General features: G+C 73.1%; 30 protein-coding genes and 3 pseudogenes. 10 read left to right on the top strand and 23 right to left on the bottom strand.

All coding sequences use genetic code 11. From position 1 onward, the window contains the following. Positions 1-49: 49 nt before the first annotated feature. From ACWEFJ_RS33385 to ACWEFJ_RS33370, 4 genes are all read right to left on the bottom strand, one after another. Positions 50-1,096, bottom strand: coding sequence for a serpin family protein (locus ACWEFJ_RS33385; protein WP_449716170.1), 1,047 nt, complete (start codon positions 1,094-1,096; stop codon positions 50-52). Continuing rightward, positions 1,075-1,257, bottom strand: coding sequence for a hypothetical protein (locus tag ACWEFJ_RS33380; protein ID WP_378092900.1), 183 nt, complete (start codon positions 1,255-1,257; stop codon positions 1,075-1,077). The genes ACWEFJ_RS33385 and ACWEFJ_RS33380 overlap by 22 nt, the downstream gene beginning before the upstream one ends. Positions 1,258-1,343: 86 nt before the next feature. After that, positions 1,344-2,606, bottom strand: coding sequence for a deoxyguanosinetriphosphate triphosphohydrolase (locus ACWEFJ_RS33375; protein ID WP_449716169.1), 1,263 nt, complete (start codon positions 2,604-2,606; stop codon positions 1,344-1,346). Between the two features lie 17 nt (positions 2,607-2,623). Further along, positions 2,624-3,262 (bottom strand): YdcF family protein, encoded by a 639-nt coding sequence (locus ACWEFJ_RS33370; protein ID WP_378092905.1) that lies wholly within the window; start codon positions 3,260-3,262, stop codon positions 2,624-2,626. 46 nt (positions 3,263-3,308) lie between these two features. Between ACWEFJ_RS33370 and ACWEFJ_RS33365 the strand changes: the two genes are divergently transcribed. The 3 genes from ACWEFJ_RS33365 (at position 3,309) to ACWEFJ_RS33355 (ending at position 5,476) form a co-directional block, all read left to right on the top strand. Next, a complete protein-coding gene (locus ACWEFJ_RS33365) occupies positions 3,309-4,040 on the top strand; it encodes a Type 1 glutamine amidotransferase-like domain-containing protein (RefSeq protein ID WP_378092907.1) in 732 nt (243 codons plus the stop codon). Between the two features lie 15 nt (positions 4,041-4,055). Further along, entirely contained in the window at positions 4,056-4,928 is an 873-nt protein-coding gene (locus ACWEFJ_RS33360; RefSeq protein WP_378092909.1) for a serine hydrolase, read from the top strand. An 86-nt stretch (positions 4,929-5,014) separates the two neighbouring features. After that, the gene (locus tag ACWEFJ_RS33355; protein ID WP_378092911.1) at positions 5,015-5,476 is read left to right on the top strand and encodes a DUF6194 family protein; all 462 of its coding nucleotides are present in this window, start codon (positions 5,015-5,017) and stop codon (positions 5,474-5,476) included. A 43-nt stretch (positions 5,477-5,519) separates the two neighbouring features. Here ACWEFJ_RS33355 and ACWEFJ_RS33350 read toward each other — a convergent pair whose 3' ends face one another. The 3 genes from ACWEFJ_RS33350 to ACWEFJ_RS33340 form a co-directional block, all read right to left on the bottom strand. Next, entirely contained in the window at positions 5,520-6,974 is a 1,455-nt protein-coding gene (locus ACWEFJ_RS33350) for a SulP family inorganic anion transporter (protein WP_378092913.1), read from the bottom strand. A gap of 210 nt (positions 6,975-7,184) precedes the next feature. Continuing rightward, positions 7,185-7,523 carry a hypothetical protein gene (locus ACWEFJ_RS33345; protein ID WP_449716168.1) on the bottom strand — a complete coding sequence of 113 codons (339 nt, stop codon included), beginning with the start codon at positions 7,521-7,523 and terminating at the stop codon, positions 7,185-7,187. 185 nt (positions 7,524-7,708) lie between these two features. Next, positions 7,709-8,128 (bottom strand): anthrone oxygenase family protein, encoded by a 420-nt coding sequence (locus ACWEFJ_RS33340; RefSeq protein ID WP_449716167.1) that lies wholly within the window; start codon positions 8,126-8,128, stop codon positions 7,709-7,711. 95 nt (positions 8,129-8,223) lie between these two features. Between ACWEFJ_RS33340 and ACWEFJ_RS33335 the strand changes: the two genes are divergently transcribed. After that, positions 8,224-9,150, top strand: a complete 927-nt coding sequence (locus ACWEFJ_RS33335) for an AraC family transcriptional regulator (RefSeq protein WP_378092919.1) — start codon at positions 8,224-8,226, stop codon at positions 9,148-9,150. Positions 9,151-9,238: 88 nt separating this feature from the next. On the opposite strand, the gene ACWEFJ_RS33330 is transcribed toward ACWEFJ_RS33335, so the two are convergent. Next, entirely contained in the window at positions 9,239-10,624 is a 1,386-nt protein-coding gene (locus ACWEFJ_RS33330) for a glycine--tRNA ligase (protein WP_449716166.1), read from the bottom strand. A 152-nt stretch (positions 10,625-10,776) separates the two neighbouring features. Then, positions 10,777-11,157, bottom strand: a complete 381-nt coding sequence (locus tag ACWEFJ_RS33325) for an antibiotic biosynthesis monooxygenase family protein (RefSeq protein ID WP_449716165.1) — start codon at positions 11,155-11,157, stop codon at positions 10,777-10,779. Positions 11,158-11,174: 17 nt separating this feature from the next. Between ACWEFJ_RS33325 and ACWEFJ_RS33320 the strand changes: the two genes are divergently transcribed. The 3 genes from ACWEFJ_RS33320 to ACWEFJ_RS33310 are packed head-to-tail and all read left to right on the top strand — an operon-like array spanning position 11,175 to position 12,315. Further along, the gene (locus ACWEFJ_RS33320) at positions 11,175-11,441 is read left to right on the top strand and encodes a DUF6703 family protein (protein ID WP_449716164.1); all 267 of its coding nucleotides are present in this window, start codon (positions 11,175-11,177) and stop codon (positions 11,439-11,441) included. A gap of 44 nt (positions 11,442-11,485) precedes the next feature. Further along, positions 11,486-11,887, top strand: a complete 402-nt coding sequence (locus ACWEFJ_RS33315; protein WP_378092926.1) for an ArsR/SmtB family transcription factor — start codon at positions 11,486-11,488, stop codon at positions 11,885-11,887. Beyond that, positions 11,884-12,315 carry a Fur family transcriptional regulator gene (locus tag ACWEFJ_RS33310; protein ID WP_378092928.1) on the top strand — a complete coding sequence of 144 codons (432 nt, stop codon included), beginning with the start codon at positions 11,884-11,886 and terminating at the stop codon, positions 12,313-12,315. Before ACWEFJ_RS33315 ends, ACWEFJ_RS33310 begins: the two co-directional genes overlap by 4 nt. On the opposite strand, the gene ACWEFJ_RS33305 is transcribed toward ACWEFJ_RS33310, so the two are convergent. Together ACWEFJ_RS33305 and ACWEFJ_RS33300 are read right to left on the bottom strand one after the other, a co-directional pair. After that, on the bottom strand, positions 12,303-13,037 hold the full coding sequence (locus ACWEFJ_RS33305) for a TIGR03943 family putative permease subunit (protein ID WP_378092930.1): 735 nt from the start codon (positions 13,035-13,037) through the stop codon (positions 12,303-12,305). The two genes, ACWEFJ_RS33310 and ACWEFJ_RS33305, sit on opposite strands and share 13 nt — an antisense overlap. A gap of 13 nt (positions 13,038-13,050) precedes the next feature. Next, positions 13,051-14,061 carry a permease gene (locus ACWEFJ_RS33300; RefSeq protein ID WP_378092932.1) on the bottom strand — a complete coding sequence of 337 codons (1,011 nt, stop codon included), beginning with the start codon at positions 14,059-14,061 and terminating at the stop codon, positions 13,051-13,053. A 178-nt stretch (positions 14,062-14,239) separates the two neighbouring features. Here ACWEFJ_RS33300 and ACWEFJ_RS33295 point away from each other — a divergent pair, with 178 nt between their 5' ends. Continuing rightward, a complete protein-coding gene (locus ACWEFJ_RS33295) occupies positions 14,240-15,028 on the top strand; it encodes a hypothetical protein (RefSeq protein WP_449716163.1) in 789 nt (262 codons plus the stop codon). Positions 15,029-15,360: 332 nt separating this feature from the next. On the opposite strand, the gene ACWEFJ_RS33290 is transcribed toward ACWEFJ_RS33295, so the two are convergent. The 5 genes from ACWEFJ_RS33290 to era are packed head-to-tail and all read right to left on the bottom strand — an operon-like array spanning position 15,361 to position 18,566. Continuing rightward, positions 15,361-15,633, bottom strand: a complete 273-nt coding sequence (locus tag ACWEFJ_RS33290; protein ID WP_378092935.1) for a hypothetical protein — start codon at positions 15,631-15,633, stop codon at positions 15,361-15,363. Further along, a complete protein-coding gene (locus tag ACWEFJ_RS33285) occupies positions 15,633-15,995 on the bottom strand; it encodes a hypothetical protein (RefSeq protein WP_378092955.1) in 363 nt (120 codons plus the stop codon). Before ACWEFJ_RS33285 ends, ACWEFJ_RS33290 begins: the two co-directional genes overlap by 1 nt. 59 nt (positions 15,996-16,054) lie before the next feature. Continuing rightward, complete coding sequence (locus ACWEFJ_RS33280) at positions 16,055-16,876, bottom strand: isoprenyl transferase (RefSeq protein ID WP_378092937.1); 822 nt, start codon at positions 16,874-16,876, stop codon at positions 16,055-16,057. A 40-nt stretch (positions 16,877-16,916) separates the two neighbouring features. Next, entirely contained in the window at positions 16,917-17,669 is a 753-nt protein-coding gene (gene recO / locus ACWEFJ_RS33275; RefSeq protein WP_378092939.1) for a DNA repair protein RecO, read from the bottom strand. Next, positions 17,670-18,566 carry a GTPase Era gene (gene era, locus ACWEFJ_RS33270; protein WP_378092941.1) on the bottom strand — a complete coding sequence of 299 codons (897 nt, stop codon included), beginning with the start codon at positions 18,564-18,566 and terminating at the stop codon, positions 17,670-17,672. 282 nt (positions 18,567-18,848) lie between these two features. Between era and ACWEFJ_RS33265 the strand changes: the two genes are divergently transcribed. Then, complete coding sequence (locus ACWEFJ_RS33265) at positions 18,849-19,703, top strand: C39 family peptidase (RefSeq protein WP_449716162.1); 855 nt, start codon at positions 18,849-18,851, stop codon at positions 19,701-19,703. 4 nt (positions 19,704-19,707) lie between these two features. Here ACWEFJ_RS33265 and ACWEFJ_RS33260 read toward each other — a convergent pair whose 3' ends face one another. The 6 genes and pseudogenes from ACWEFJ_RS33260 to ACWEFJ_RS33235 all read right to left on the bottom strand — a co-directional run. Then, positions 19,708-20,040 (bottom strand): cytidine deaminase, encoded by a 333-nt coding sequence (locus ACWEFJ_RS33260; protein ID WP_378092945.1) that lies wholly within the window; start codon positions 20,038-20,040, stop codon positions 19,708-19,710. Next, entirely contained in the window at positions 20,033-21,373 is a 1,341-nt protein-coding gene (locus ACWEFJ_RS33255; protein ID WP_449716161.1) for a hemolysin family protein, read from the bottom strand. Before ACWEFJ_RS33255 ends, ACWEFJ_RS33260 begins: the two co-directional genes overlap by 8 nt. After that, entirely contained in the window at positions 21,345-21,899 is a 555-nt protein-coding gene (ybeY, locus tag ACWEFJ_RS33250; protein ID WP_378092949.1) for an rRNA maturation RNase YbeY, read from the bottom strand. The genes ACWEFJ_RS33255 and ybeY overlap by 29 nt, the downstream gene beginning before the upstream one ends. Before the next feature lie 5 nt (positions 21,900-21,904). Beyond that, positions 21,905-22,270, bottom strand: a pseudogene (locus ACWEFJ_RS33245) (PhoH family protein); the annotation flags it as partial. 255 nt (positions 22,271-22,525) lie between these two features. Next, a pseudogene (locus ACWEFJ_RS33240) lies at positions 22,526-22,999 on the bottom strand (LAGLIDADG family homing endonuclease); the annotation flags it as partial. A gap of 351 nt (positions 23,000-23,350) precedes the next feature. Beyond that, positions 23,351-24,061 (bottom strand): annotated as a pseudogene (locus ACWEFJ_RS33235) (PhoH family protein); the annotation flags it as partial. Between the two features lie 146 nt (positions 24,062-24,207). Between ACWEFJ_RS33235 and ACWEFJ_RS33230 the strand changes: the two are divergent. Beyond that, on the top strand, positions 24,208-24,984 hold the full coding sequence (locus ACWEFJ_RS33230) for a GNAT family N-acetyltransferase (protein ID WP_449716188.1): 777 nt from the start codon (positions 24,208-24,210) through the stop codon (positions 24,982-24,984). On the opposite strand, the gene ACWEFJ_RS33225 is transcribed toward ACWEFJ_RS33230, so the two are convergent. Next, positions 24,981-25,322 carry a histidine triad nucleotide-binding protein gene (locus tag ACWEFJ_RS33225; protein ID WP_449716160.1) on the bottom strand — a complete coding sequence of 114 codons (342 nt, stop codon included), beginning with the start codon at positions 25,320-25,322 and terminating at the stop codon, positions 24,981-24,983. The two genes, ACWEFJ_RS33230 and ACWEFJ_RS33225, sit on opposite strands and share 4 nt — an antisense overlap. Between the last annotated feature and the right edge of the window lie 213 nt (positions 25,323-25,535).

Raw genomic sequence — 25,535 nt, 5'->3', positions numbered from 1 at the left:
TTCTCGGGTCTTCACCCGGTGGACGAGGAGGGGCGCGCCGACGTGACGGCTACGGCGTGACGACCTGGGCGAAGAAGAAGATCGCGCCCGTGTCGACGTGCCGGACGAGCAGCAGGTAGGGACGGTCGACGCGGACCGTCCGCGCGGGCTCCACCGGCATGAACGAGGTGAGCCGCATCACCAGCGCGGTCGCCGCCGCGCCCTCGAAGCCCTGCTCGTCCAGCCGCAGCACGGCCTGGTGCACCACGTCGTCCACGTACAGGCGCGGGTCGGGGCTCAGGCCGGTGAGGTCGGCCTCGTCGGTGAACAGGGTCCGCACGCCGACCCGTTGCAGGGCCTCCACCAGCGACGTCTGCACGGACAGCTTCAGCCTGGGCAGGAACAGCTCGATCCGCTCGCGCTCCAACGCGTCCAGCACCTCGGGCACGCCCTCGGTGCCGCCGAGGTCGCCCTCCGGCAGCAGCACGACCGCCTCGACGCCGCCGCGCGCCGGCACGGCCACGGCCTCCCACCCGGCCCGGCGGGCGTAGCGCATCGAGCCCTCGCGGCGCATCGTCGCGACCTCGCCCGCGCCGCGGAACGGCCGGTCGGCGGTGTCGTGCCCGGGGAACTCCTCGGCCCACGCCGCCTTCAGGTACAGCGCGTTGACCAGGGTCGCGACCGTGTCGGAGGTGATCGTGCCGGGGGCGAGCAGCTCGGGGATCAGCTGGTGGGTCGTCTCGGCCACGTCGGCGTTGATGAGCTTGCGCGCGCCTTCGGGGTCCTCGGCGAACGGGGCCGGTCGGGCCTTCGCGCCCGGCCAGCCGGCGAGGTCGGTGAGGAAGCCCTCGTCGATCGGCAGCGCCTCCCACGACCACAGCGTGTTGGCCACGGCGAACTCGGCGTCGTCGCCGACGACCGCGCCCTTGAGGAGCTTGGCGTGGTCCGCGCCGAGCAGCGCGACCAGCTCCGCCTCCGTGGCGCCGCGCGCGCCCTGCGCGGCCACGCCGAGCGCGCTCGCCACCGAGTACGGCGACCAGCACGCGTTGCGGGCGCGGTCGGGCGCGACGGCGTCGTGGAGGGTGAGGGCGAACGTCAGGTGCGTTCGATCAGGCACAGGGTCTCCTTGACCGCTATGGGGTCGTCCGGGATCGGACGTTCCCCCGCGCCGCTCACGGGTCCGAGCGGCTGGGGGTGGCGGGGTTCGCGCACCCCGGCGGAGCCGTCGTCGGGTTCGTCGTCCCACCCGTCGTACGGGAACTCCCCACCGACGTGCACCGGATCGCGGGTCGGTCTGCGCCACGGCCACGGACGGCCTGGCGGTCTCCTGGACTCATCGGCCATGACCTCGAGTGTGCCACCGGTCACAGGGGTTCGGGGGCGACGTTCGCCAGGGACCTGCGCCACGCGACGGCCTGGGCGTCGGTGAGCGAGGCGACCTGGTCCACGACGACCCGCAGCCGTTCGGCGTCGGTGCCGGCGGCGGCCCACGCCGGGTGGAACGCGGGGTCGAGGGTGTCCGGGGCGCGCATCAGCAGGAGGTGGACCAGCTCGGCGACCAGTTCGCGCTGCCGGGCCTGCGCGGCCAGCCGCGCCGGGTCGCTCATGACGTACCGCACGGCGACGGCCTTGAGCAGCGCGACCTCGGCCGCGACGCGGGGCGGCACGACCAGGTCGGCCCGGTACCGGCTCAGCGGGCCGTCGCCGTACGCCTCGCGGGTCGCGCCGACGGCGGCGGAGGCGAACCTCCCGACCAGTTCGCTGGTGAGCCGCTTCAACGCCACCTGGGCGCCCAGCGACCCGTCGTACCGGGCCAGCTCGGCGATCACGGGCAGGCCGAGCAGGTCGGTGGCGGTGGCTTCGAGCGCGGACGTCGGCTCGTCGGAGAAGTGCTTGGCGGCCAGGCCCGCGATGGCGGCGCGCTCGGCCGGGTCGCCGAGCGCGGACAGGCTGATCCGGTGCGCGAGCACGCCGTCCTCCACGTCGTGCACGGAGTAGGCGACGTCGTCGGCCCAGTCCATGACCTGCGCCTCCAGGCACCGCCGGTGGTCCGGCGCGCCCTCGCGGACCCAGTTGAACACGGGCACGTCGTCGTCGTAGGCCCCGAACTTGGCCGTGCCGGGGCGGCGGGTCCACGGGTACTTGGTGGCCGCGTCGAGGCACGCCCGGGTCAGGTTGAGGCCCACCGCGGTCTTGGGTTCGAGCCGGGTCAGGATGCGCAGGGTCTGGGCGTTGCCCTCGAAGCCGCCGCACGGCCCGGCCAGCTCGTCGAGCGCGCGTTCCCCGTTGTGCCCGAACGGCGGGTGCCCGATGTCGTGGGCCAGCCCGGCGGTGTCGACCAGGTCCGGGTCGCAGCCCAGCTCCTCGCCGATGCCGCGGCCGATCTGGGCGACCTCCAGCGAGTGGGTGAGCCGGGTGCGCGGCACACCGGTGACCTCCGCGCCCTCGTGCGGTCCGACGACCTGGGTCTTGCCCGCGAGCCGGCGCAGCGCCGCCGAGTGCAGCACGCGGGCGCGGTCGCGGGAGAACGGTGAGCGGCGCTCGGCGCGCGCTCCGGGCAGCACCGCCGTCTTGGGCAGCTCGGGGAGCAGCCGCGCGGTGTCGTGCGCGGTGTAGCCCTGGCTCATCCGCTCAGCGTAAGGGGCTACAGCAGGATGCCGTCGAACGCGCCCGCCGGCGCCTTCATCAGGTGGTAGTAGAGCAACGCGCCGGTCTCGCGGCGGATGTAGAACAGCTGGGTCTCCCGGGTCTGCACGTTCGGCCCGCTGCGGGTCGGGGACGTCCACGCGGACAGGCCCTCGTCCTCGGCCATCGTGCGCGCCCGCAGCGAGTGCCACGGGTCGCTGACGATCACGGCGGTGGTGAGGGACTTCTCGCGGGCGGCGGCGGCGAGCGCCCGGATGCTGCCCAGCGTGTCGGTGCCCTCGCCGACCTCCAGGATCCGGTCGGCGGGCACGTTCCGCTCCTCCAGCCAGATCCGCCCGGCCTGGCCCTCGGTGAAGTTGTCGCCGGGCTGCCGGCCGCCGGTGGTGGCGATGTAGCGGACCACGCCCTGCTCGTACAGCCGGCGGGCGTGCTCCAGCCGGGCCTCCAGCACGTCGGAGGGCACGCCGTTGAACTGGGCCGCGCCGAGGACCACGGCCATGTCGGCGTGGGTGCGGTCGTCCTCGCGGGCGACCTGCCACACCCGGAACGCCGTGCCGCCGACCACGAGGAGCCCGATCGCGAGGCCGCCGAGGACGACGCGTGCCAGCAACCTGCGGAGTCTCGGCAGGAACGTCACGCCCCGGATGATCCCACACGCGTCCCGGGCTGCCAGGATCGCGGGCATGGCAGCAGACCAGCCGACGATCGTGGCCACCTCGGGCGGTTTCCGCGCCGGGCGGCGGACCAACCTCGAGTTCCACCGACTCGTGCACCACGCCGTGGACCTGTCCGGCGCGCACGGCCGCAAGCCGCGGCTGTGCCACGTCGGCACCGCGGCGGGCGACCAGCGGTGGTTCAACGCCGACATCTCCGAGGCCGGTCGGGTGGCGGGCTGGGAGGTGTCGCACCTGAACCTGTTCACCATGCCGCCGACGACCGACCTCCGCGGTTTCCTGGGCGAGCACGACGTGGTGTGGGTGGGCGGCGGGTCCGTGGCGAACCTGCTGGCCGTGTGGGCGGTGCACGACCTGGGGCCCGCGCTGCGCGCCGCGTGGCAGGACGGCGTGGTGCTCGGCGGCGTGTCGGCGGGGTCGATCTGCTGGTTCGTGGGCGGCTCGACCGACTCGTTCGGCCCGGAGCTGCGCGTGATCGGGAACGGCCTGGGGTTCCTGCCGTACGGCAACGGCGTGCACTACGACAGCGAGGCGGCCCGGCGGCCCACGATCCAGGCCGCGGTGGCGTCCGGCGAGCTGCCGGTGACGCACTGCACCGACGACGGCGCGGGGCTCGTCTACCACGGCACGGAACTCGTGGAAGCGGTGTCCGAACGGCCCGGCGGCGGCGCGTACGTCGTGCGACGTGACGAATCTTCAGGAACCGCACAGGAGGAACCCCTCGACGTCAGGCGGTTGTGAACGGACCGTTGAGGGGTGGGGAAACGCTGGTGGTTGGTCGTGGTCGCGCTGGTCGTGGGCGTCGTCGCGCTCGCGTACCCGCGCCACCCCGACCACGGCGCGCTGGCGGGTCCTTCGGGCGCCGCGCCGGCGACCACCTCCGCGGAAACCCCGCACCCGGCCGCGCCACGCACCGTCGAGGAACCCGCCCCGGACCTCTCGGCGGCGGTGGCGCGGGCGGTCGCGGCGGCGGGTGACGCCGACCTCGGGCTGGCCGTGGTGGACCTGCGGACCGGGGCCGCGGCCGGCCACGACGCCGACACCCCGTTCCGCTCGGCGTCGTTGAGCAAGCTGGTGGTCGCGGTGGACCTGCTCACGTCGGGCGAGGTGCCGGCCGCCGACCTGGACCGGCTGGCCCGCGCGCTGAGCCTGAGCGACGACGACGCCATGAACGCGTTGTGGACGCTGCACGACGGCATGGGCGCGATCGACCGGGTGGCCGCCCAGGCCGGCCTGACCGCCACCCGCGCCCCCGCCGACGCGTCCCAGTGGGGCGATGTCGAGATGTCGGCGGGCGACGTGGCCAGGCTGTACCGCTACATCGCGACCCGGCTGCCGGACGCGCAGCGCGACGTCATCGTGGACGCCCTGTCCGCCGCCTCCCCCACCGCCGCCGACGGCTTCGACCAGGCGTACGGCCTGCTCGCGCCGGGCGTCGGCGGGTACGCCAAGCAGGGCTGGATGTGGTACCTGCCGGCCGACCTCTACCTGCACACCTCCGGCGTCGTCGGCGACCGCTACGCCATCGCCGCGCTGTCGGTCCAGACGGGCGTCGCGGAACAGGCCGCGAAGGACCGGCTGACCGCCGTGACCGACGCGCTGATCGCGGGCCTCACCCCGGCCGCCTGACACCCCGGGTTGAAGGTTCTACGAGCCTTTCCAGGCCGTCTTCGCGGGGAAGTCTCATAAAGGACTTCAAAGATACGGTTGAAGGGGTGAACGCCGAAGAATTGACGGACCACATCACCTCGACCTTCCCCGGCACGCGCGCCATGGAGGCGCACGGCGACGTGTTCTTCCTCTACGACCCCGACGGCGACCTGCCGCCGGAACGTCAGATGCCGTACGCGACGATCGTGACCGGCGACCACTACGAGCGGGTGTCCCGGCTGGGCGAGCCGGGGGCGTACCGGCTCAACATCGGGCTCACCAAGGCGACCTACACGGCGATGTTCGGGCCCGTGCCGACCGGGCGCGACGCCGACGGCGTGTTCGACACCGGGTTCGACTACGCGGAACGGGACCGGCTGATGCCGCACCCCGTTTACGCGTCGCAGCACTGGGTCTGCGTGGTGTCGCCGAGCGGGGCGACCCTCGACGCCGTGCGGCCCCTGCTGGTCGAGGCGCACGGCTTCGCGGCGCGCAAGCACGCCAACCACGCCAAGCGGGCGAAGTAGGGGCGGCCCGGCGCGAGGGCGGTCGCGCCGGGCCCCCGCCGGCTCAGTCCGCGGCCGGGCGGATCACCTCCACGCCGTCGCGCCCCGCGGCCCAGTGGTCGATCGCCTGGCCGCACGCCTGGTCGAGGTGGCGGACGCCGGTCAGGTCGACCCGGACGGGCCGGCCGTCCGGCACCGCCTCCAGCGTCTCCAGCAGGCCGGGCAGCTTGAGGAACGTCGCGTTGCCGCGCACCGCCACGTGGTGGTGGTCCTCGCCGTGCGCGGTCACCGTGACGGTCAGGCGGGACATCTCCCAGGCCGTCTTGACCACCGCCGCCAGCAGGCCGGCGAGGGTGCCGGTGAGCAGGTCGGTCAGCACGATCAGGCCCGCGGTGAGGACCAGCACGACGGCTTCCGCCCGGTGCGCGCGGGCCATCTCCACGACCTGCCGGGGCGCCAGCAGCTTCCACCCCGCCTGCACCAGCAGCGCGGCGAGGACGGCGAGCGGCACGTACGACAGCACGCCCGGCAGCAGCACCACGAACACCAGCAGCCACAGCCCGTGCAGCACGCGGGACAGGCGGGTGCGGGCCCCGGCGTCCACGTTGGTCGCGCTGCGCACGATCACGGCGGTCATCGGCAACGCGCCGAGCACGCCGCACACCGCGTTGCCGACGCCCTGCGCGACGAGTTCCCGGTTGTACCGCGTCCGCGGCCCGTCGTGCATGCGGTCCACGGCCGCCGCGCTGAACAGGCTCTCCGCCGACGCCACGAGGGCGAACGTCAGCATCGCGCCCAGCACACCGGCGTCCAGCAGGGAGAAGTCGACCAGGGTCACGACGTCGGTCAGCGAGCCGACCGAGATGCGCGGCAGCGGCAGCACGGCGGCCGCCGCGGAGGCGACCACGACGGCCACCAACATCCCCGGCACGGCGCGCCACGGCGTGCGCTTCCACAGCGACGCCACGACCAGCGTCAGCACACCCACCGCCAGGCCGCTCAGGCCCACGGAGGTCGTCACGGCGTCGCGGGCGAGGTCGACCAGGCCGGTGATCTTCGCGCCGGTCGTCGCGGGCTGGTCCTGCCCGGCGAACGGGTAGAGCTGGCCCAGCACGAGCACCAGGCCGATGCCGGCGAGCATGCCCTGCACCACGGCGGGCGAGATGGCGCGGAACCAGCGGCCCAGCCGCAGCAGGCCCATCGCCACCTGGAGCAGGCCCGCGCCCAGCACGATGAGGCCGAGGGCGCGCACGCCGTGCGCCGCGACGGTGTCCGCGACCAGCACGGTCAGGCCCGCCGCCGGTCCGCTGACCTGCATGGTGCTGCCCGGCAGCAGGCCGACCACGAGGCCGCCCACCACGCCGGTGACGATGCCGAGTTCCGCCGGGACGCCGGAGGCGACGGCGATGCCCACGCACAGCGGGAGCGCCACCAGGAACACCACCAGCGACGCGCCGACGTCGGGCCAGAGGGTCGGGCGCACCCGGGTCGGGGCGGGGCGTTCGGTCCGGGTGCTCACCGGTCGGCCCCCGGCAGCTCGGGCCGGCCGTGCACGGCGCGTGACCCCGTGCGGGAGGAAGGCGTTCGGCGGTCGGTGTGCCCGCGTCCCATTTCCCGGGACACGCGGGGCGAATATGCACGGGCGCGTGCGGCCCGCGGTTGGAATTGCATCGGATTTCCCCACTCGTCGGTGTTCGAACGGTGCGATCGACTGGCGGTGGGGTGCCGATCAGTTCCGGAACACCTGGAGGGCCGACGGCGTGGACCACGAGCGGAGGTGTTCGCGTCGCCCCCGGTCCACGGGCGGGTCCGTGCCGGTGGTCACGTCGAGGCGCCGGTCGACGGGCACGGCGCGGGACCGTCCCGCCGCAGGTCGGGCCGGTTGCGGACGCTTCACCGCGTGGCGCGGCTCCGGGCCGCCGCGGCACTCCCGGCCGGGTTCCTCCTCGGTCCCCGCGGCCACCGCGTGACCCGGGACCGGGCGCGCGGGCTTGGCGTGGCCCAGCGGTGAAGGGGCCAGCACGGCGACGAGCGCCACGACGATCGCGACGACCACGACACGCGTCATGACACCCCCCGATGAACCGTGCCCGTGATGAAGTCTCACGGAGCAGGGTGACGTGAGGGTTAATGTGGGGCCTTCGGCGCGCGTTTCGCGCGATATTCACTCGATGGTTCGTGACGCAGGTCATTCACCGGGAGTCTGTTCACGCACCGTGACCACCCCTGGGCCGAGCCTGGAGTGCGGCGGCGCTAGTCGAGCGCCGCGAGCGTGAACGACGCGGCGGCCGCGAGCGAGCACAGGGCCCGGACGTGGTTCGCGGGCACCCACTCGCGCAGGTAGCGGGCCCAGTCCTCGGCGGCGCCCCGCCGTGCCAGCCGGTCGTTGCGCGGGATGTGGAACCCGATCGTCAGCACGATCCCGCCCAGGACGTACAGGGCCGCGCCGGCCCACGCCCACGGGCCGCCCTCGAACGCCGCCACCACGCCGACGACCGCCGTGCCGAGGAAGACGCCGAGGAACGCGGGGTTGACCACGGCGAGGTTGACCGCCCGCATGGCCGCGACACCGACCGCGGGCTCGGCCCGCCGCAGGCCGGGCATGACCATCGCGGAGAACGCGAAGAACACTCCGGCCATCATCCCGCAGCCGAGGGCCGCGACGATCGTCACCGTGGGGACCATGCCGCCCAGTCAAACCGACCGGCCCCCGGCTTCCCATCGCCGAAACCCTCGACCGCATACCCGCGCGTCTTACCCTTGCGCCCGTGGACGCTCTCGCCGGGCTGCTGGACGGACCGCGCGCCCGCGGCGCGTTCCTCGTGCGCACCGTGCTGGACCCACCGTGGTCGCTGCGCGTCGAGGACCGCGCGCCGCTGACCGTGGTGGCGGTGGTGCGCGGCGAGGGCCGGCTGCTGCCGCACGACGACCGGCCCGTGCCGCTGCGGACCGGTGACGTGGCGGTGCTGCGCGGGCCCGACCCGTACACGCTCGCCGACGACCCCGCCACGCCGGTGCAGGCGGTCGTCCACCCCGGCGGGATCACCACCACGCCGGACGGGTCGGCGCTGTGCGAGCAGTGGGGCCTGGGCGTGCGCACGTGGGGCACGCGCCCGGACGGCGAGGTCGTGCTGCTCAGCGGCACCTACCAGCTGGACGGCGAGGTGAGCCGGCGGCTGCTGTCGGTGCTGCCGCCGTTCCTCGTGGCGCCCTCCGCGGACCTGCCGCTGGTGCCGCTGCTGGCCGCCGAGACCGCCCGCGACCAGCCGGGTCAGGAGGCGGTGCTGGACCGCATGCTGGACCTGCTGCTGATCTCCGTGCTGCGGGCGTGGTTCTGCCGCCCGGAGGCGCGCACGCCGAGGTGGTACTCCGCCCACGCCGACCCCGTGGTCGGGCGGGCCTTGCGACTGCTGCACGCCGACCCCGCGCGACCCTGGACGGTGGCCTCGCTGGCCGGGGCGGTGGGCGTGTCGCGGGCGGCGCTGGCCAGGAGGTTCACCGACCTGGTGGGCGAGCCGCCGATGGCCTACCTGACCGGCTGGCGGCTCACGCTCGCCGCGGACCTGCTCCGCGAGCCGTCCGCGACCCTGGACGCCGTGGCCCGCCGGGTCGGCTACAGCACGGGCTTCGCGCTGAGCACGGCGTTCAAGAGGGAACGCGGCGTGAGCCCGTCCGAACACCGCGCCAACGCCTAGGCCCGCCGCGCCCCTTCGGCAGCCCTCCGGCCCCGTGCAGCGCGACTACGCCCGGCGAGCCGCCGTACGTGGGCCCCGTCCGGGGCGGTCACGCGCCGATCAGGCGTGCGGCGAGGTAGCCCTCCAGCTGGTCCATCGAGACGCGTTCCTGCGCCATGGTGTCGCGCTCGCGCACGGTCACCGCGTGGTCGGTCAGCGTGTCGAAGTCGACCGTGACGCAGAACGGCGTGCCGATCTCGTCCTGCCGCCGGTAGCGGCGGCCGATGGCGCCGGCGTCGTCGAACTCGATGTTCCAGTGCTTGCGCAGCGCGTTGGCCAGGTCCTTCGCCTTCGGCGACAGCTCGGCGTTGCGCGACAGCGGCAGCACGGCGGCCTTGACCGGGGCCAGCCGGCGGTCCAGGCGGAGCACGACGCGCTTGTCCACGCCGCCCTTGGCGTTCGGGGCCTCGTCCTCGGTGTACGCCTCCAGCAGGAACGCCATCATCGGCCGGCCGACGCCCGCGGCGGGCTCGATCACGAACGGCCGGTAGCGCGAGTTCGTGGCCTGGTCGAAGTACGACAGGTCCACGCCGGAGTGGTTCGAGTGGGTGTTCAGGTCGAAGTCGGTGCGGTTGGCGATGCCTTCCAGCTCACCCCACTCCTGGCCGCCGAACTGGAAGCGGTACTCGATGTCGACGGTCCGCTTGGAGTAGTGCGACAGCTTTTCCTTGGGGTGCTCGTAGTGCCGCAGGTTCTCCTTCGAGATGCCCAGCTCGGTGTACCAGCGGGTGCGCTCGTCGATCCAGTACTGGTGCCATTCCTCGTCCGTGCCCGGCTCGACGAAGAACTCCATCTCCATCTGCTCGAACTCGCGCGTGCGGAAGATGAAGTTGCCCGGCGTGATCTCGTTGCGGAAGCTCTTGCCGATCTGGCCGATGCCGAACGGCGGCTTGCGCCGGGACGTGGTCTGCACGTTGAGGAAGTTCGTGAAGATGCCCTGCGCGGTCTCCGGGCGCAGGTAGTGCAGGCCCTCGTCGGTCTCGACCGGGCCGAGGTGGGTCTTGAGCAGGCCGTTGAACATCTTCGGCTCGGTGTACCGGCCGCGGGTGCCGCAGTTCGGGCACGGCACGTCGGAGACGTCGCCCTCGGCGACCTGCTTGCCGGTGCGCTCGGCGTACTCCTCGACCAGCGTGTCCTGCCGGAACCGCTTGTGGCAGGAGTTGCACTCGATCAGCGGGTCGACGAACGCCTCGACGTGCCCGGACGCCACCCACACCTCGCGCGGCAGGATCACCGACGAGTCCAGGCCGACGACGTCCTCGCGGCCGCGGACCATGAAGTTCCACCACTGGCGCTTGATGTTGTCCTTCAGCTCGACGCCGAGCGGACCGTAGTCCCAGGCCGACCTGGTGCCGCCGTAGATCTCGCCGCACGGGTAGACGAACCCGCGACGCTTGCACAGGCTGACGACGGTCTCGATGCGATCGGCTGCCACGGACGCTCCATCGGGAGATGCGGAACGGGACGGGAATGGGGCTTGTCAGCCTAGTCCCCGTCGCCGGACCACCTCCGGGCGACCGGTCGCACGCGCCCGGACCGCCGGTCGCGGATCCCCCCGGACGGTCGGCGTGCGGAGCGCGGGAACGCTCAGCGCGGGGTGGCCGGGCCGGCGGCCTCGCCCAGGCGGACGGTGCCGGCGTCGTGCGCCAGCAGGCTCACCTCGCGCCGGACCTCGCCGTCGGCGGCGACCAGCAGCGGCTCGTAGGCGGCCGGCTCGTCGGTGCTCGCCTCGGACAGCAGGGGGATGACGTGCTCGCGCACCTCGAACGGCGACAGCGCCCGCCGGTAGGCCACCACCGAGTCGAACTCGACGGTCAGCACGAACCGGTCGGCCTCGTCCGTGGACCGCGACAACTGCGCGCGCCGGCACCCGGGCTGGCCGGTGAGCAGGGACAACGCCCGGTCGACGCGCCCGGTGAACGCCTCGACGCCGGATTCCGCCACGGTGAAGCGGCACACGAGCAGCACGGTGCAAGGATGCCACGGTGGCTGGTAACTCGAAGCGGACCCTGATCCCCGGTGCCGGACCGCTCTCGCGGGTGCCCGCGCCGGCGGCGTTCCTGGTGGTCCTGGCGCTGTTCGGGCTGGGCGTGTGGCTGGGCGGCGCGGTGGGCGCTCTGCTGCTGGGCGTGCTGGCGGCGGGGGTGGCGGTGCTGCTGGCGACCACGTGGCCCCTGCTCACGCCCAGCGCGCGCGTGTTGAGACTGCTCGTCCTCGGCGTCCTGGTGCTCATCGCCGTGTCGGTGCTCTAGCGCCGTAGTATCGGTGGTGAAAATCCATACCACCGGGAGGCGTCGTGACGGTCGGAGTGCGGGGGGACCACGTGCACTCACCGGAACGCCGCGTACCACCACCGGCGCCGCCGAAGCCCGCCGACACCCTCGCCGCGGCCGGTGAGCTGCTGCGCGCGCTCGCCGCGCCGGTGCGGATCGCGATCGTGCTGCAGTTGCGGGAGGCGGACCGCTGCGTGCACGAGCTGGTCGAGGCGCTGGGCGTGGCCCAGCCGTTGATCAGCCAGCACCTGCGGGTCCTCAAGGCCGCCGGCGTGGTGCACGGCGAGCGGCACGGCCGCGAGGTCGTCTACCGGCTCGTGGACGAGCACCTCGCGCACATCGTGGTGGACGCGGTCGCCCACGTGGACGAGGGACCCCCCGACGTCGACCGGACCGACCGCACGCCCCGGACGGAGGAGATGTGACCACTGGCGAGCGCCCGACCACCGCGGTCCCCGGGCTGCGGTCGACCAAGCAGCGGACCGCCGTGTCGAAGCTGCTCGACTCGCTCGGCGAGTTCCGCTCGGCCCAGGAGCTGCACGAGGAGCTGCGCAAGCGGGGCGAGGGCATCGGCCTGACCACGGTCTACCGCACGCTGCAGTCGCTGGCCGACGCGGGCGAGGTGGACGTGCTGCGCACCGACTCCGGCGAGGCGATCTACCGCCGCTGCTCCCAGCACCACCATCACCACCTGGTGTGCCGGAGCTGCGGCCGCACGGTCGAGGTCGAGGGGCCCGCAGTGGAGAAGTGGGCCGACCGGGTCGCGGCGGAGAACGGGTTCGTCGAGGTCAGCCACACCGTCGAGATCTTCGGCACGTGCCGCGAGTGCTGCGCGAGGACTCAGCCCTCGTAGGTGTCCTCGGGCGTGGCGATCGGCACCACCCGCGCCACGGTGAACGTCGGCACGAACGCGTTCTCCTTGGTCGCCGAGCCGGGCACGACCCGGCCGGTGGCCTCGACCCACTGGTCGGTGGGCAGCGCGCCGAAGTCCTGGCCGACCATCCTGGCCTTGACCGGCGAGGCGTCCGCGGCGCAGCACGAGATGGTCAGCCGGGCGATGAACACGTCCCCGTCCTTGCGCACCACGAACCCGGTGAGCCGGACCGTGCGGTCGTCCAGCGACCCGGAGTCGTCCCAGGCCGTGCGGGTGACGAACTCGCCGATGGTGAGCGGGACCACCTCGTCGGACGGCAGCGGCGCGAACCCGCTGGACGCCTTGGCCTCCTGGGCGGCGTTGCGGTCGGACCGGTTGACGGTGTCCGCGCCCAGGGCGGGCGGGCTGATCAGGAACACCGCGAGCACGGGCAGCAGCAGCATCCACGGGCTGCGTGACGTGCCGTGCTCGTGACCGGCGTGGACGGCGGCGTCGGGCGCGGTCCCGTCCGGGTCGGCCTGGCTCGCCCGGATGTCGCGCACGATCGACACCACCGCCAGCACCACCATGACCGCGCCGGTCGCCACCAGCCACGGCTGGAGCGACTCCTTGACGTACCGCAGGTAGGTGCCGGTCAGCGCGAGCTTCAGCAGCGCGCCGCCGAGCAGCACCAGCAGGATGTTCTGGGTCTCTCGCCTCATCGGTCCGCACACCTCACAGGAACACCGCTCCCGCCGCCAGGGCCGACGCGATCGCCACCACGAACGTGGCGGGGGCGAACCGCGCCGCGAAGGACTTGCCGAACGCGCCCGCCTGCAGCGCGACGAGCTTGACGTCGACCGCCGGGCCGACCACCAGGAACACCAGCCGGGGCAGCAGCGGCAGCGCCGACATGGAGGCGGCGACGAACGCGTCGGCCTCGCTGCACAGCGCCAGCACCACGGCCAGCAGCGACAGCACCACCACGGCCAGCACGACCTGGCCGCCCAGCGTCTCCAGCCACGCCTGCGGCACGAGCACGTTGAACGCCGCCGCGAACACGCCGCCGAGCACCAGGAACCCGCCCGCGTCCACCAGGTCGTGCCGCGCGGTCTCGGCGAACACCGCCCACCGGGACGTGCCGTCGTGGTCGGGCAGGCGGCTCAGCGCCCGTTCAGCGATCCACTCGGCCTTGCCGAACCGGGTCCACAGCCAGCCCATGACCACCGCGGTGAGCAGCGCGCCGGCGAACCGGGCGGGCACCATCCCCGGCGCGTTGGGGAAGGCCACGGCCGTGGACACGAGCACGATCGGGTTCACGGCAGGCGCGGCGAGCAGGAACGTCAACGCCACGGCCGGCGCCACGCCCTGCTGCATCAGCCGGCGCGAGACGGGCACGGACGCGCACTCGCAGCCGGGCAGCGCCACCCCGGCGACCCCGGCGACGGGCACGGCCAGCCCGGTCCGGCGCGGCAACGCCCGGCGCAACGCGCTCGCCGGGATGAACGCCGCGATCGCGCCGCTGATCAGCACACCGAGGACGAGGAACGGCAGCGCCTGCACGCACACCGCGACGAACACCGTGGACGCCGTGCGCAGCACCGGCACGTCCAGCACGCCGACCAGCCAGTCCTGGAGCACCAGCGCCAGCACGAGCAGCACGCAGAGCACTTCGAGCGACGTGATCTTCCACCGCGTCGGCGGTCGTCGCCGGCGGGAGCCCCGGATCTCGCCAGTGATTGTCACTTTCGAAATGATGCCAGAACACCGGCGCTCCGCTCACCGACCTCCGGGGCGTTTCCCACCCGCTTCCGAGTGGCCGCCCCGTCGGACACCCGCGTCCGGACGGGTGACGTCCGGCGGCCGCCGCAACGCCCGCGCCCCGCTCCGCGATGACAGGGGACATCGACGTCAGGCGGTGAGGATGAGCGACGACTGGTTCCTGAACTACGCGCACCGGCACGAGATGACGCCGGGCTACAGCCCCGACGACGACGTGCCGGACCCGTACCTGCCCGGCGACGCCGTGCCCGCTCGGGAGCCCAAGAGCAGGGGCGGGTCGCAGCGGGCGGCGCGCCCCGCACCGGTCGGCGGCGGTTCCCTGCCCGCGGCGGACCGGGGCGGTCCGTGGGAGGTCGCCGCACGCAGGTGGCTGACGCGCAACCCGCGGCGCAGCAACCGCGAGTGCCTGCGCGCGCTGCGCGAAGCGGGACACCGGGGTGGCAGCACGAAGCTGATCCAGCGGATCCGCGACGGGCTGCCCAAGGGTGTGCGGACCCGATCCGTGCCGCCCGCAGGCGCCAAGGCGGGCGCCGCCGGGAAGGCCCGCGCCGACGCGCCCCGGTCCACCGGGTCGCAGCGTGGGGCGTCCCAGCCGGTCAAGCCCTCGCCCGGAACCCGGCGCGACGCGGTGAGCCGCCGACACCGGGCCCGGGCGCGGCCGGCGTGGCACGACGTCGCGCTCCGGTGGCTGGCCGCGCACCCCGGTGCGAGCAACAACGAGTGGCTGGAGGCCATCGCGGAGCAGGGGTGCGTCGGCGTGACGAAGTCCGACCTGACCGCCCTGCGCCGTGAGATCGGACCGGTCCGACGCGCTCCGCGACCCGGCCGGCCGGTCGCGCCGGCCCCGGCCCCGGTCCCGGAGCAGCCGGGACACCGCTACTGCGACGGCTGCGGCATGGCCCTCAACCTCGACGGCCGCTGCCGCTGCTGACCTCGAGCGCCCGGCACCGCGGCGAGCCGGACCTGGTGCCGTCGATCTGCGCGTGGTTCGAGGAACGCGGGTTCGAGCGGCGGTGGCTGTCCGACCCGGACGCGGGTTTCGGCGTGGGCTTCCACCGCTTCCGCGGCCCCTGAGCGCGGGCACGCGCATGTTCACCCGGTTCATCGCAAGCCGCGCAGGGTCCGCAAGCTACGCACGGATCCTCGCAAGCTACGCAGGGGTCCTCGCAAGCTGCGCAGGGGTCCTCGCCCAGGGGACCCCTGCTTTCATTCTGCCGGCGGGGTCCGACAATTCCGGGCCTCCGCGGCTCCGCCGGCCGTCGGCTACTCGGCCGACCCGTCCTCTTCCCGCAGCTCGGCGATGGTCGCCAGCACGTCCGCCGCCTCCGTCACCGGCAGCAGCGGCTCGACCACGGCGGTCACGCCGCGGCTCGCGGCCAGCACCTCCTCGGCCAGCTTCACCGCGTCGTCACGGTCGTAGGGCCCGCACACGAACGACGCCCACTCCTCCCCCGCCGACGCCTCGAACGTGACGGCCCACGGCAGGCCCTCCACGTCGGTCTCGTCGTCGGGCTCGTACACGATCACACCGGCCATCAGGCACCCCCGGTTCCGGCCAGCAGCTCGTTGCGCAGCTGCGAGGCGGTGGACACGACCAACATCAGCAGCGTGCTCAGCGGTTCCGGCTTGAGCCCCTCGGCCGGGAACGCGTAGCGCAACGTCACGTCCATCCCGCGCTCGGTGTGCACCACGCCGAGCGTGCCGAACAGGCCCTGACCGGCGCGTTCCGCGGCGGACACGGCGAGGTTCCGGTCGTCGGGCAGGTCCCACGCCACCACGCAGGTCAGGCTGAGCACGGTCAGCCCCTCGGCCAGCCGCATCGCCTGCACCGCGCACGGCACGTCCGCGTGCCGGAAGCTCAGCGCGCCGTCGTCGTCGACGTGCACCTCGTGGAACATCTCCAACGCCTCGCGGGCCGCGGTCAGCAGCTCCGCGGTCACCTTGGCGTCCTGGTCGGTCACTCCGGATCCTCCACGTCGGGCTTGTCGACGGCGCCGCCGAAGCGCCGGTCGCGCATGGCGTACGCCTCGCACGCGCGCCACAGGTGCAGCCGGTCGAAATCCGGCCACAGGATGTCCTGGAACACCAGCTCCGCGTACGCCGACTGCCACAGCAGGAAGTTCGACGTGCGCTGCTCCCCGGACGGCCGGATGAACAGGTCCACGTCCGGCATCTCGGGCTGGTACATGTACTTGGCGACGGTGCGCTCGTCCACCTTCTCCGGGTTCAGCTTGCCCGCCGCGACCAGCCGGGCGATCTCCCGCGCCGCGTCGCCGACCTCGGCCCGCCCGCCGTAGTTGATGCACATCGCCAGGTTCAGCACGTCGTTGTCCTTCGTGCGCTCCTCGGCGACCTCCAGCTCCTTGATGACGCTGCGCCACAGCCTCGGCCTGCGGCCCGCCCACCGCACCCGCACGCCGAGCTCGTCCAGCTCGTCGGTGCGGTGGTGGATCACGTCACGGCTGAAGCCCATGAGGAAGCGGACCTCCTCGGGGCTGCGCCGCCAGTTCTCGGTGGAGAACGCGTACAGCGACAGCCACTTCACGCCCATCTCGATCGCGCCCTTGGCCGCCTCGACCACGACGGCCTCGCCGCGCTTGTGCCCCTCGATGCGCGACAGGCCCCGCTGGTTGGCCCACCGGCCGTTGCCGTCCATCACGATCGCGATGTGCTTCGGCACGAGGTCGGCGGGCAGCACCGGGGGCGTGGCGCCGGACGGGTGCGGTTCCGGGGGTCGGGGAACGCGCTGGACGCGCTCAACCCGCCGTCGGCGGAGCATGGCTGTCCTCTCAGGGGTGTGTTCGGTGCGGCAGGCGACTCTATCCGTCGGCGGGCTGCGCCTTGCGCTCGACCAGCGGCAGCGACCGCAACTGCCGCTCCAGGTGCCACTGCAGGTGGGCGGCGACCAGGCCGCTCGCGTCCCGGCGGGCGACCGCGGGGATGCCGTCCACCACGTCCCACCGGCCGTGCAGCAGCGCCGCGAGCAGGCTCAGGGTGTCGCTGGACGGCGTGGCGCTGCCCGGCGGCCGGCACCGCGGGCACACCATGCCGCCCGCGTGCACGTTGAACGCCCGGTGCGGGCCGGGGTCGCCGCAGCGGGCGCACTCGTCCACGGCCGGCGCCCAGCCCGCGAACGCCATGGCCCGCATCAGGAACGCGTCGAGGATGAGCGAGGCGTCCCGCTCCTGCGCGGCCAACGCCCGCAACGCGCCCGTGACCAGCAGGTACAGCCGCAGCACCGGGTCGCCTTCCTCGGGCGTGAGCCGGTCGGCGGTCTCCAGCACCGCGCACCCCGCCGTGTAGCGCTGGTAGTCGTCCACCAGCACCACGCCGAACGCGTCCAGCGTCTCCACCTGGGTGATCACGTCCAGCGACCGGCCCGGGTAGAACTGCACGTCCACGTGCCCGAACGGCTCCAGCCGCGCGCCGAACCGGGACGACGTGCGGCGCACGCCCTTGGCCACCGCGCGCACCTTGCCGTGCCGCTGGGTGAGCAGAGTGATGATCCGGTCCGCCTCGCCCAGCTTCTGCACCCGCAGGACCACCCCGGTGTCCCGGTAGAGGTTCGCCACCTAGAACCCCAGTCTGCGCAACTGCTTCGGGTCGCGCTGCCAGTCCTTGGCGATCTTGATGTGCAGGTCGAGGTAGACCCGCGTGCCCAGCAGCTTCTCGATGTGCCTGCGGGAGGTGATGCCGACCTGCTTGAGGCGTTCGCCGCGGTGGCCCAGGATGATCGCCTTCTGGCTCGGCCGCTCGACGAACACGTTCGCGTGGATGTCCACCAGGTCGTCGCGGCCCTCGCGGGGCAGCATCTCCTCGACCACGACGGCGATCGAGTGCGGCAGCTCGTCGCGCACGCCCTCCAGCGCGGCCTCCCGGATCAGCTCGGCCACCAGGGTCAGCTCCGGCTCGTCGGTCAGCTCGCCGTCCGGGTACAGCGGCGGGCCCTCGGGGAGCTTGCCCAGCAGCAGGTCGGCGAGGGTGTCGACCTGGTAGCCGTCCACCGCGGACACCGGGATGAAGTCGGCGAAGTCCATCACCTGCTGCAACGCGAGCAGCTGCTCGGCGACCTGCTGCTGGCCCACCAGGTCGGTCTTGGTGACGATGCCGACCACCGGCGTGCGCTTCGCGATCTTCTCCAGCTCCGCGGCGATGAACCGGTCGCCGGGGCCGACCTTCTGGTCCGCGGGCACGCAGAAGCCGACCACGTCCACCTCGGACCACGTCTCCCGCACCAGGTCGTTGAGGCGCTGGCCGAGCAGCGTGCGCGGGCGGTGCAGGCCGGGGGTGTCCACGAGGACGAGCTGGCCGTCCTCGCGGTGCACGATGCCCCGGATGGTGTGACGGGTGGTCTGCGGCTTGCTCGACGTGATCGCGACCTTGGTCCCGACGAGCGCGTTGGTCAGCGTCGACTTGCCTGCGTTGGGGCGGCCGACGAAGCACGCGAACCCGGAGCGGTAACCATCCATCCGCCCATTGTCCCCGGCCCCGCCGACCGCGCCGCGTCAGCCCTCTCCCGGTGTTGTCCGGACCGCACGCCACCCGTCCCGGGCCAGGACGGCCCGGTAGGGGAGAGCAGCCGCGCCTTGCCCCGGTCGTCTCGCTCACCGGTGGACGGAGGACTCGATTCTGTCGGTCATGATCGCCGGCCTGGTGCGCGACCACGAAGTGCGCCCGTGCGACGTGGAACCCCCGGCGGCACGGGCGGCTCTCACCGACGGTGATTGGCCGGTGACGACGAGGAGGCACCCGTGACCCGATTGCTCCGCTCGCTGCTCTTACCCGTGTTGGTGGCGTCCGCCCTGGTCGGGGGCGCGCGGGTGGCGTCCGCGGCGTCCGCCACGGTCGGCAACACCGACGGCGACGGCCTCAACATCCGGTCCGCGCCCACGTCCGCCAGTTCATCCCTCGGCCTGGTCTGGGACGGGCAGCGGGTGGACATCTCGTGCCAGGTGCGCGGCCAGTCCGTCACCAACACGCGCGGGTTCACCAGCGACCTGTGGGACTACGTGCCCGCGCTGCGCGGCTACCTCGCCGACGCCTACCTGGCCACCGGCTACGACTACCGCATCCCCGGCGTGCCCGACTGCGGCACCTCCACCGGGCGGCTGGTGCCCGTGTCGCAGTTCCACGGCCAGCCCAACCAGGGCGAGGACTGCGGCCCGGCCAGCGTGGTGTCCGCCCTGCTCGCCGCAGGCGTGACGCCGAGGTCGTGGAACGCGAGCCGCCCGGTCGACGCGATCAACCGCGCCCGCTCGGACATGGGCTACGACCCCACCTGGAACGACCCGAACCGGTTCGGCACGAACGAGTCCGACGTCCACCGCGCGCTGGCCCGCAACGGCGTGAGCGCGACCGTGGTCTTCAACGACCTCAACCGCGTGCTCGCCCACGTCCGCAACGGCCGCCCGGCGATCATGGCGGGCAACATGGTGAGCCTGCCCTGGTCGGGCCGCAACGTGCCGCACTTCCTCACCGTCGCCGCCTACGACGGCGACTACCTGGTGCTCGACCCGGCCTCCCAGCCGATCGTCTACCGGGCGTCCGCGTCGACCCTCTCCGCGTACTTCAACCACGACCTCGGCCGGGCCGGCGTGCTGCTGTAACCCGTCACACGGTCTCCTGCACCGCACCCGACGCGTCGGCGCGCAGCACGGGCGCGCCGGCCGTCAGGTCCCGCACGGCCGCCACGGACGCCGCGTCGACCTCCGAGGACGCCGTGACCACGGCCGCCGCCTCCAGGCCCTCCGCGCCGCTGGACACCGCCGCCGCCACGGCCGCCTGCAGGGCGGTCAGGCTCAGCGACGGCAGGGCGACCGTGGTCGCGGTGTAGGTCCGACCGTCGGTGTCCCGGACCGCCGCGCCCTCGGCCGCGCCCGTGCGCGCCCGCGCCGACCGCGCCAGCGTGATGATCTTCTGGTCCTCGGGGTCGAGGTCACTCACCGGTGGTCCCCTCGCTGTCGTGGCCGTTGTTCACCGGGCGCACCAGCACCGTCGTGATGCGCATCCGCCCGCGTTCGTCCTTGCCGCCCTCGGCCCGCATCCGCAGGCCCGCGATCTCGGCCTCCGTGCCCGGCAGCGGCACGCGGCCCAGCCGCTGCGCCAGCAGCCCGCCGACCGTCTCGACCTCGTGGTCGTCCAGCTCCGTGCCGAACAACGCGTCCAGGTCGTCCACCGGCAGCCGGGCGCTGACCCGCACCGAGCCGTCGTCCAGGTGCTCCACCGGCGGCCGGTCGTCGGTGTCGGACTCGTCGGTGATCTCGCCGACGATCTCCTCCAGGATGTCCTCGATCGTGAGCAGGCCCGCCGTGCCGCCGTACTCGTCCACCACCACCGCCAGGTGGTTGCGCGACAACTGCATCTCCCGCAGCAGGTCCGCGATCGGCTTCGAGTCCGGGATGAACGACGCGGGCTTCATCACGTCCGCCACCGACGTGCCGTTCGGCTCCTCGGCCAGCGTCAGCCGCACCAGGTCCTTGAGGTTCACCACGCCGACGATGTCGTCCACGCTCTCGCCGATCACCGGCACCCGGGTGTACCCGGTGCGCAGCGACAGCGCCAACGCCTGGCGGATCGACTTCGTCTGCTCGATCCACACGATCTCGGTGCGCGGCACCATCACCTCGCGCGCGATCGTGTCGCCCAGCTCGAAGACCGAGTGGATCATCTCCCGCTCGCCCTCGTCCACGACGCCGCGCTCCTGCGCCATGTCGACCAGCTCGCGCAGCTCCACCTCGGACGAGAACGGGCCCTCGCGGAAACCCCGGCCCGGCGTGATCGCGTTGCCGACCAGGATCAGCAGCCTGCTCAACGGCCCCAGCACGCGGCCGAGCACCCGGATCGGGGCCGCCGCGACCAGGCTCACCGCGTACGGGTGCTGCCGGCCGATCGTCCGCGGACCCACGCCGACCAGCACGTACGACACCACGAGCATGCTCAGCCCGGCGACCAGCATCGCCACCCACCCGGTGTCGATGCGACCCAGGCACACCACCGTGACCAGCACCGTCGCCGCCAGCTCGCAGCCCAGGCGCAGCAACAGCAGCAGGTTCACGTGCCGCGGCCGGTCCGCCAGCAGCGCGATCAGCTGCCCCGCGCCCGCCCGGCCCTGCCGCTGCAACGCCTCGACCCGGGCCCGCGACACCGTGCCCAACGCCGCGTCCGCGCCCGCGAACGCGCCCGCCGCCAACACCAGGACCACGGCCAACACCAACAAGCCGGCGGTACCGCCTATCACCCCGACCGCCTCAGGCCGTCGGCTCGGGCCGGTCCGCATCCTCCAGGCCGACGGCCCCGAGGAGCTTCGAGTCGGCCTCGCGCTGCGCCGACTTGCGCTCCGCCTCGGCCGCCGCGGTGCGGAAGTCACCGAGGATGCGGTTCTGCAACGTGAACATCTCCCGCTCCTCGGCGGGTTCGGCGTGGTCGTACCCGAGCAGGTGCAGCACGCCGTGCACGGTCAGCAGGTGCAGCTCGTCCAGCAGGCTGTGACCCGCCTTCTTCGCCTGGTCCTTGGCGAAGTCCGGGCACAGCACGATGTCGCCGAGCAGCGCCGGGCCGAGGCCCGCCGCGTCGGGGCGGCGCGCCGAGTCCAGCTCGTCCATGGGGAACGCCATCACGTCGGTCGGACCGGGCAGGTCCATCCAGCGCTGGTGCAGGTCCGCCATCACGTCCAGCTCCACGAGCAGGACGGACAGCTCGGCCAACGGGCTGACGCCCATCCGGTCCAGGGCGAACCGGGCGGCGGCGACGATGGACGGCTCGTCCACGGTCACGCCCGACTCGTTCGCGATCTCGATGCTCACGGCGCCTATCGTCCCCGGCGCTGCCCGTGCGACCGCGCACCGGGTCCGGCGTGGTGCCTGCGCTGGTCGGCCGCCTCGCCCTCGTCCTGCTCGACCTGCCACTTCTCGTAGGCGTCCACGATGTCCGCCACCAACCGGTGCCGGACCACGTCGTTGCTGGTCAGGACGGAGAAGTGGACGTCCTCCACGCCTTCGAGGATGTCCTTGACCACCTTCAGGCCGCTGCGCTGCCCGCCGGGCAGGTCGACCTGGGTGATGTCGCCGGTCACCACGATCTTCGACCCGAACCCCAGCCGGGTGAGGAACATCTTCATCTGTTCGGGCGTCGTGTTCTGCGCCTCGTCCAGGATGATGAACGCGTCGTTCAGCGTGTTGTGCGTCAGCAGGTAGTCCTCGGTCACGTACAGCGAGTCCGCCGCGGCCACCTGGATGCACACCGCCTCGGTCCGGCCCGCGGGTTCGATGCGGTCGATGAACCGCATCGGCCTGCCACCACCGCCGGACGCGTGGTACTTGTCCCGCTTACGGGCCAGCCGGAAGGGTTCGACGCCCTCCGGGAGCCGGATGTCCACGATGTGGGCGTCGTGGCGGTAGGCCACCGTGCGCCCGTCCACGTGGCCCCCCTTGCGGCCCTCGGCCACCCGGGTCCGCGTGTAGGCGACACCGCCGAGCGACCGGACCAGGCGGATCACGTTGTCCCTGAGCACGTCGGACGTGGTCGTGTACTGGATGCGGCAGGTGCGGCCGGCCTGCGTCACCGGACCGCCGTCGGCGTCCAACAAGCCCTGCAGCACCGCGAGCCGGATCTCGGGCGTGTTCTCGAGGTAGACGTCGGGGATGAACTTCGTGTGCGACCTCGTGCCGAGCAGGTCGAGCGCCCGCAACGCCCCGGTCACCGGGTTCTCGAGCGTCACGACGTCACCCGGCGACTTGACCCGGTTGAGGGTGTGGTTCACCCGGTTCTTCCAGTTCACCGCCACCCCGGTGAGCGCGCCCTGGAGCGCCACCGCCAACTCGGGGTCGTCGGTCGCGAAGGACGGCGTGGTCGAACCCGTCAGGCACCCGTCGCCGAGCAGCAGCCCGAGGGCGTAGGGGTCCATCGGGACCGGCCGCTCCGGGTGCCGGGTCGGGGCACTGAGCAGCGGCAGCTCGTACCGCCGGGCGTGCGCGGCCCGGAGGTTGCCGATCATGTCCTCGGTCCGCAGGACCCTCCACGGCTTGTTGCGACGCCGGTCGGACCTGGTGCGCACGGTCCAGAGGTGATCACCGCAGGCCAACGTCGACGCCCCGTCCTGGGCACTGACCCGGTAGATGTCCTTGACACCCTGCGGGTAGACCCCGAGGACCGGGGTCGGCTCGCCGTTCGAGCCGATCACCAGGTCGCCGACCCGCACGCTGCCGATCGGCCGGAAGCCGTCCGGGGTCAGCACGTTGGTGAACACCGGTTGGGCACGGCCACGCATGTAGGCCAGTGGGGCGACCTCGATCGTGCCCGCCTGGGTCAGGCGCGGGATGGACTCGGGGTCCACCATGTCGTGCAGGGCGTCGTACAGGGGGCGCAGGTACGGGTCGATCTTCTCGTACAGCGTGCCCGGCAGGTAGCCCAGCCGCTCGCCCGCCTCGACCGCCGGCCTGGTCAGGATGATGCGGTTGACCTGCTTGGCCTGGAGCGCCTGCACGGCCTTCGCCATGGCCAGGTACGTCTTGCCCGTGCCCGCCGGACCGATGCCGAACACCACCGTGTTCTGGTCGATCGCGTCCACGTAGTGCTTCTGGTTCAACGTCTTCGGCCGGATGGTCCGACCGCGGCGCGAGATGATGTCGAGGCTCAGCACCTCGGCGGGCGACTCGGCGGTGCCCGCGGACAACATCGCGACCGTGCGGCGGACCGTGTCGGGGCCCACCTGCTGACCCCGGCTGGCCAGCGTGACCAGCTCGGAGAACACGCGTTCGGCGAACGCCACGTCGGCGGGCGCGCCGGAGAGCGTGATCTCGTTGCCGCGCACGTGCACGTCGGCGACCAGCAGTTCCTCGGCGAGCCGGAGGTTCTCGTCGCGCGACCCGAGCAGGGCGAGCACCGCGCCGTCGGGCACGGCGAACTTCGATTGGGCGTCGGCCGCGGCCGGGGTGGTCTGCGGCGTGTTGTCAGCGGTACCGGCCACGTGGCCTCGGGCCCTCTTCCTGCGCGTTCGCGCCGTGCTCGGGTGAGTTCGACTGCTGGTCCCGATGCTAGCCGTCCCCACCGACACTCCGCACCGGAGTAGAAAACGGGTTGGACACGGCCGGTGTACTCGGAGTCGTGGCGACGATGCGCGTGCTCACCCCCGACGACCTGCCCGCCTGCGTCCGGCTGGCGTCGGACCGGGGGTGGCCGGAGGAGCCGGCGAAGTGGGCGTTCCTGCTGCGGGTGGGCACCGGGTTCGGGCTGTTCGAGGGCGACGAGTTGATCGGCACCACGATCGTCACCCGGTTCGGTGATGCGCACGCGGCGGTCAGCATGGTGCTGGTGGCGTCCGCCCACGGCGGGCGCGGGTGGGGGCGGCGGTTGGTCGGGCACGCGCTGGAGTTCGCGGGCACGCCGGTGGTGTCGCTGCACGCGACGTCGTTCGGCAAGCCGCTCTACGAGAAGCTCGGGTTCCGCTCGGTGGGCCGGGTGACCGCGCACGTCGGGGAGTTCCGCGGCGCCGCCCCGGGCACGTCGCGGCCGTTGGCGGAGGCGGACCGGGCGCGGGTGGTGGCGGTCGACGCCGAGGTGTTCGGCGCCGACCGGTCGGGGATGTGGGAGGAGCTGTTCGGGTTCGCCGAGCGGGTGCGGGTGGCCGACGACGGGTTCGCGGCGGCGTGGCGCAACGGGGACGTGACGATGGTGGGTCCGGTGGTGGCGTCGTCGGCGGCGCGCGCGGCGGATCTGGTCGCGGACCTGGCGTCGGGTGTCGTGCGGGTGGACGTGCGGGACCCGTGGCTGGGCGCGTGGTTGGCGCGGCACGGCGTGCCGGCGCGGTTCACCGTCGACCTGATGGTGCGCGGGGAGTTCGGCGGTGACCGCGCGCGGCTGTTCGCGCCGGTGATGCAGGCCCTGGGTTAGGCGAGCGGGCCGAGCCGTCGTCCGCCGAGGACGTGCAGGTGGGCGTGGAAGACGGTCTGGCCGGCGTGGTCGCCGGTGTTGAACAGCAGCCGGTAGCCGGTGTCGGCGACGCCTTCGGCCTTGGCCACCTCGCCCGCGGCCAGGAAGAGGTCGTCCAGCACGCCGGGCTCGGTGGCGGCCAGGGCCACGGCGTCCGGCGCGTGGACCTTGGGCACGACCACGACGTGCGTCGGGGCCTGGGGGGCGATGTCGCGGAACGCCAGCGTGGTGTCGGTCTCGTGCACCACGGTCGCCGGGATCTCGCGGGCGACGATGCGGCAGAACAGGCAGTCGGACATGGCTCCGCAGGCTACCCACCCGGCCACCCCGAACGTTGAATTCGGGGTCCCCGACCGTACGACTCACGCGTCCCCAACGTACGACTCACGCGTCTCGAACGTAGGACACACGCGTTCCGAACGTAGGAGCGTTATTCAGAAGGTCACCAGCCTTGGCGGTAGTGCTCGAGGTTGGTGACGATGCGGATGACGGTGGGGAGTTCGGCCAGGCGT

This window comes from Actinosynnema sp. NPDC004786 (assembly GCF_053601135.1).
This window is presented reverse-complemented; position numbering and strand designations above follow the sequence as displayed.

Bases quoted from the DNA above. Each gene is read 5' to 3' on its own strand.
- ACWEFJ_RS33375 (WP_449716169.1), bottom strand. From the start codon at position 2,606: ATGAGCCAGGGCTACACCGCGCACGACACCGCGCGGCTGCTCCCCGAG.
- ACWEFJ_RS33365 (WP_378092907.1), top strand. From the start codon at position 3,309: ATGGCAGCAGACCAGCCGACGATCGTGGCCACCTCGGGCGGTTTCCGC.
- ACWEFJ_RS33345 (WP_449716168.1), bottom strand. From the start codon at position 7,523: ATGACGCGTGTCGTGGTCGTCGCGATCGTCGTGGCGCTCGTCGCCGTG.
- ACWEFJ_RS33305 (WP_378092930.1), bottom strand. From the start codon at position 13,037: ATGAGGCGAGAGACCCAGAACATCCTGCTGGTGCTGCTCGGCGGCGCG.
- ACWEFJ_RS33295 (WP_449716163.1), top strand. From the start codon at position 14,240: ATGAGCGACGACTGGTTCCTGAACTACGCGCACCGGCACGAGATGACG.
- ACWEFJ_RS33290 (WP_378092935.1), bottom strand. From the start codon at position 15,633: ATGGCCGGTGTGATCGTGTACGAGCCCGACGACGAGACCGACGTGGAG.
- ACWEFJ_RS33285 (WP_378092955.1), bottom strand. From the start codon at position 15,995: ATGTTCCACGAGGTGCACGTCGACGACGACGGCGCGCTGAGCTTCCGG.
- ACWEFJ_RS33280 (WP_378092937.1), bottom strand. From the start codon at position 16,876: ATGCTCCGCCGACGGCGGGTTGAGCGCGTCCAGCGCGTTCCCCGACCC.
- era (WP_378092941.1), bottom strand. From the start codon at position 18,566: ATGGATGGTTACCGCTCCGGGTTCGCGTGCTTCGTCGGCCGCCCCAAC.
- ACWEFJ_RS33255 (WP_449716161.1), bottom strand. From the start codon at position 21,373: ATGCGGACCGGCCCGAGCCGACGGCCTGAGGCGGTCGGGGTGATAGGC.
- ACWEFJ_RS33230 (WP_449716188.1), top strand. From the start codon at position 24,208: ATGCGCGTGCTCACCCCCGACGACCTGCCCGCCTGCGTCCGGCTGGCG.
- ACWEFJ_RS33225 (WP_449716160.1), bottom strand. From the start codon at position 25,322: ATGTCCGACTGCCTGTTCTGCCGCATCGTCGCCCGCGAGATCCCGGCG.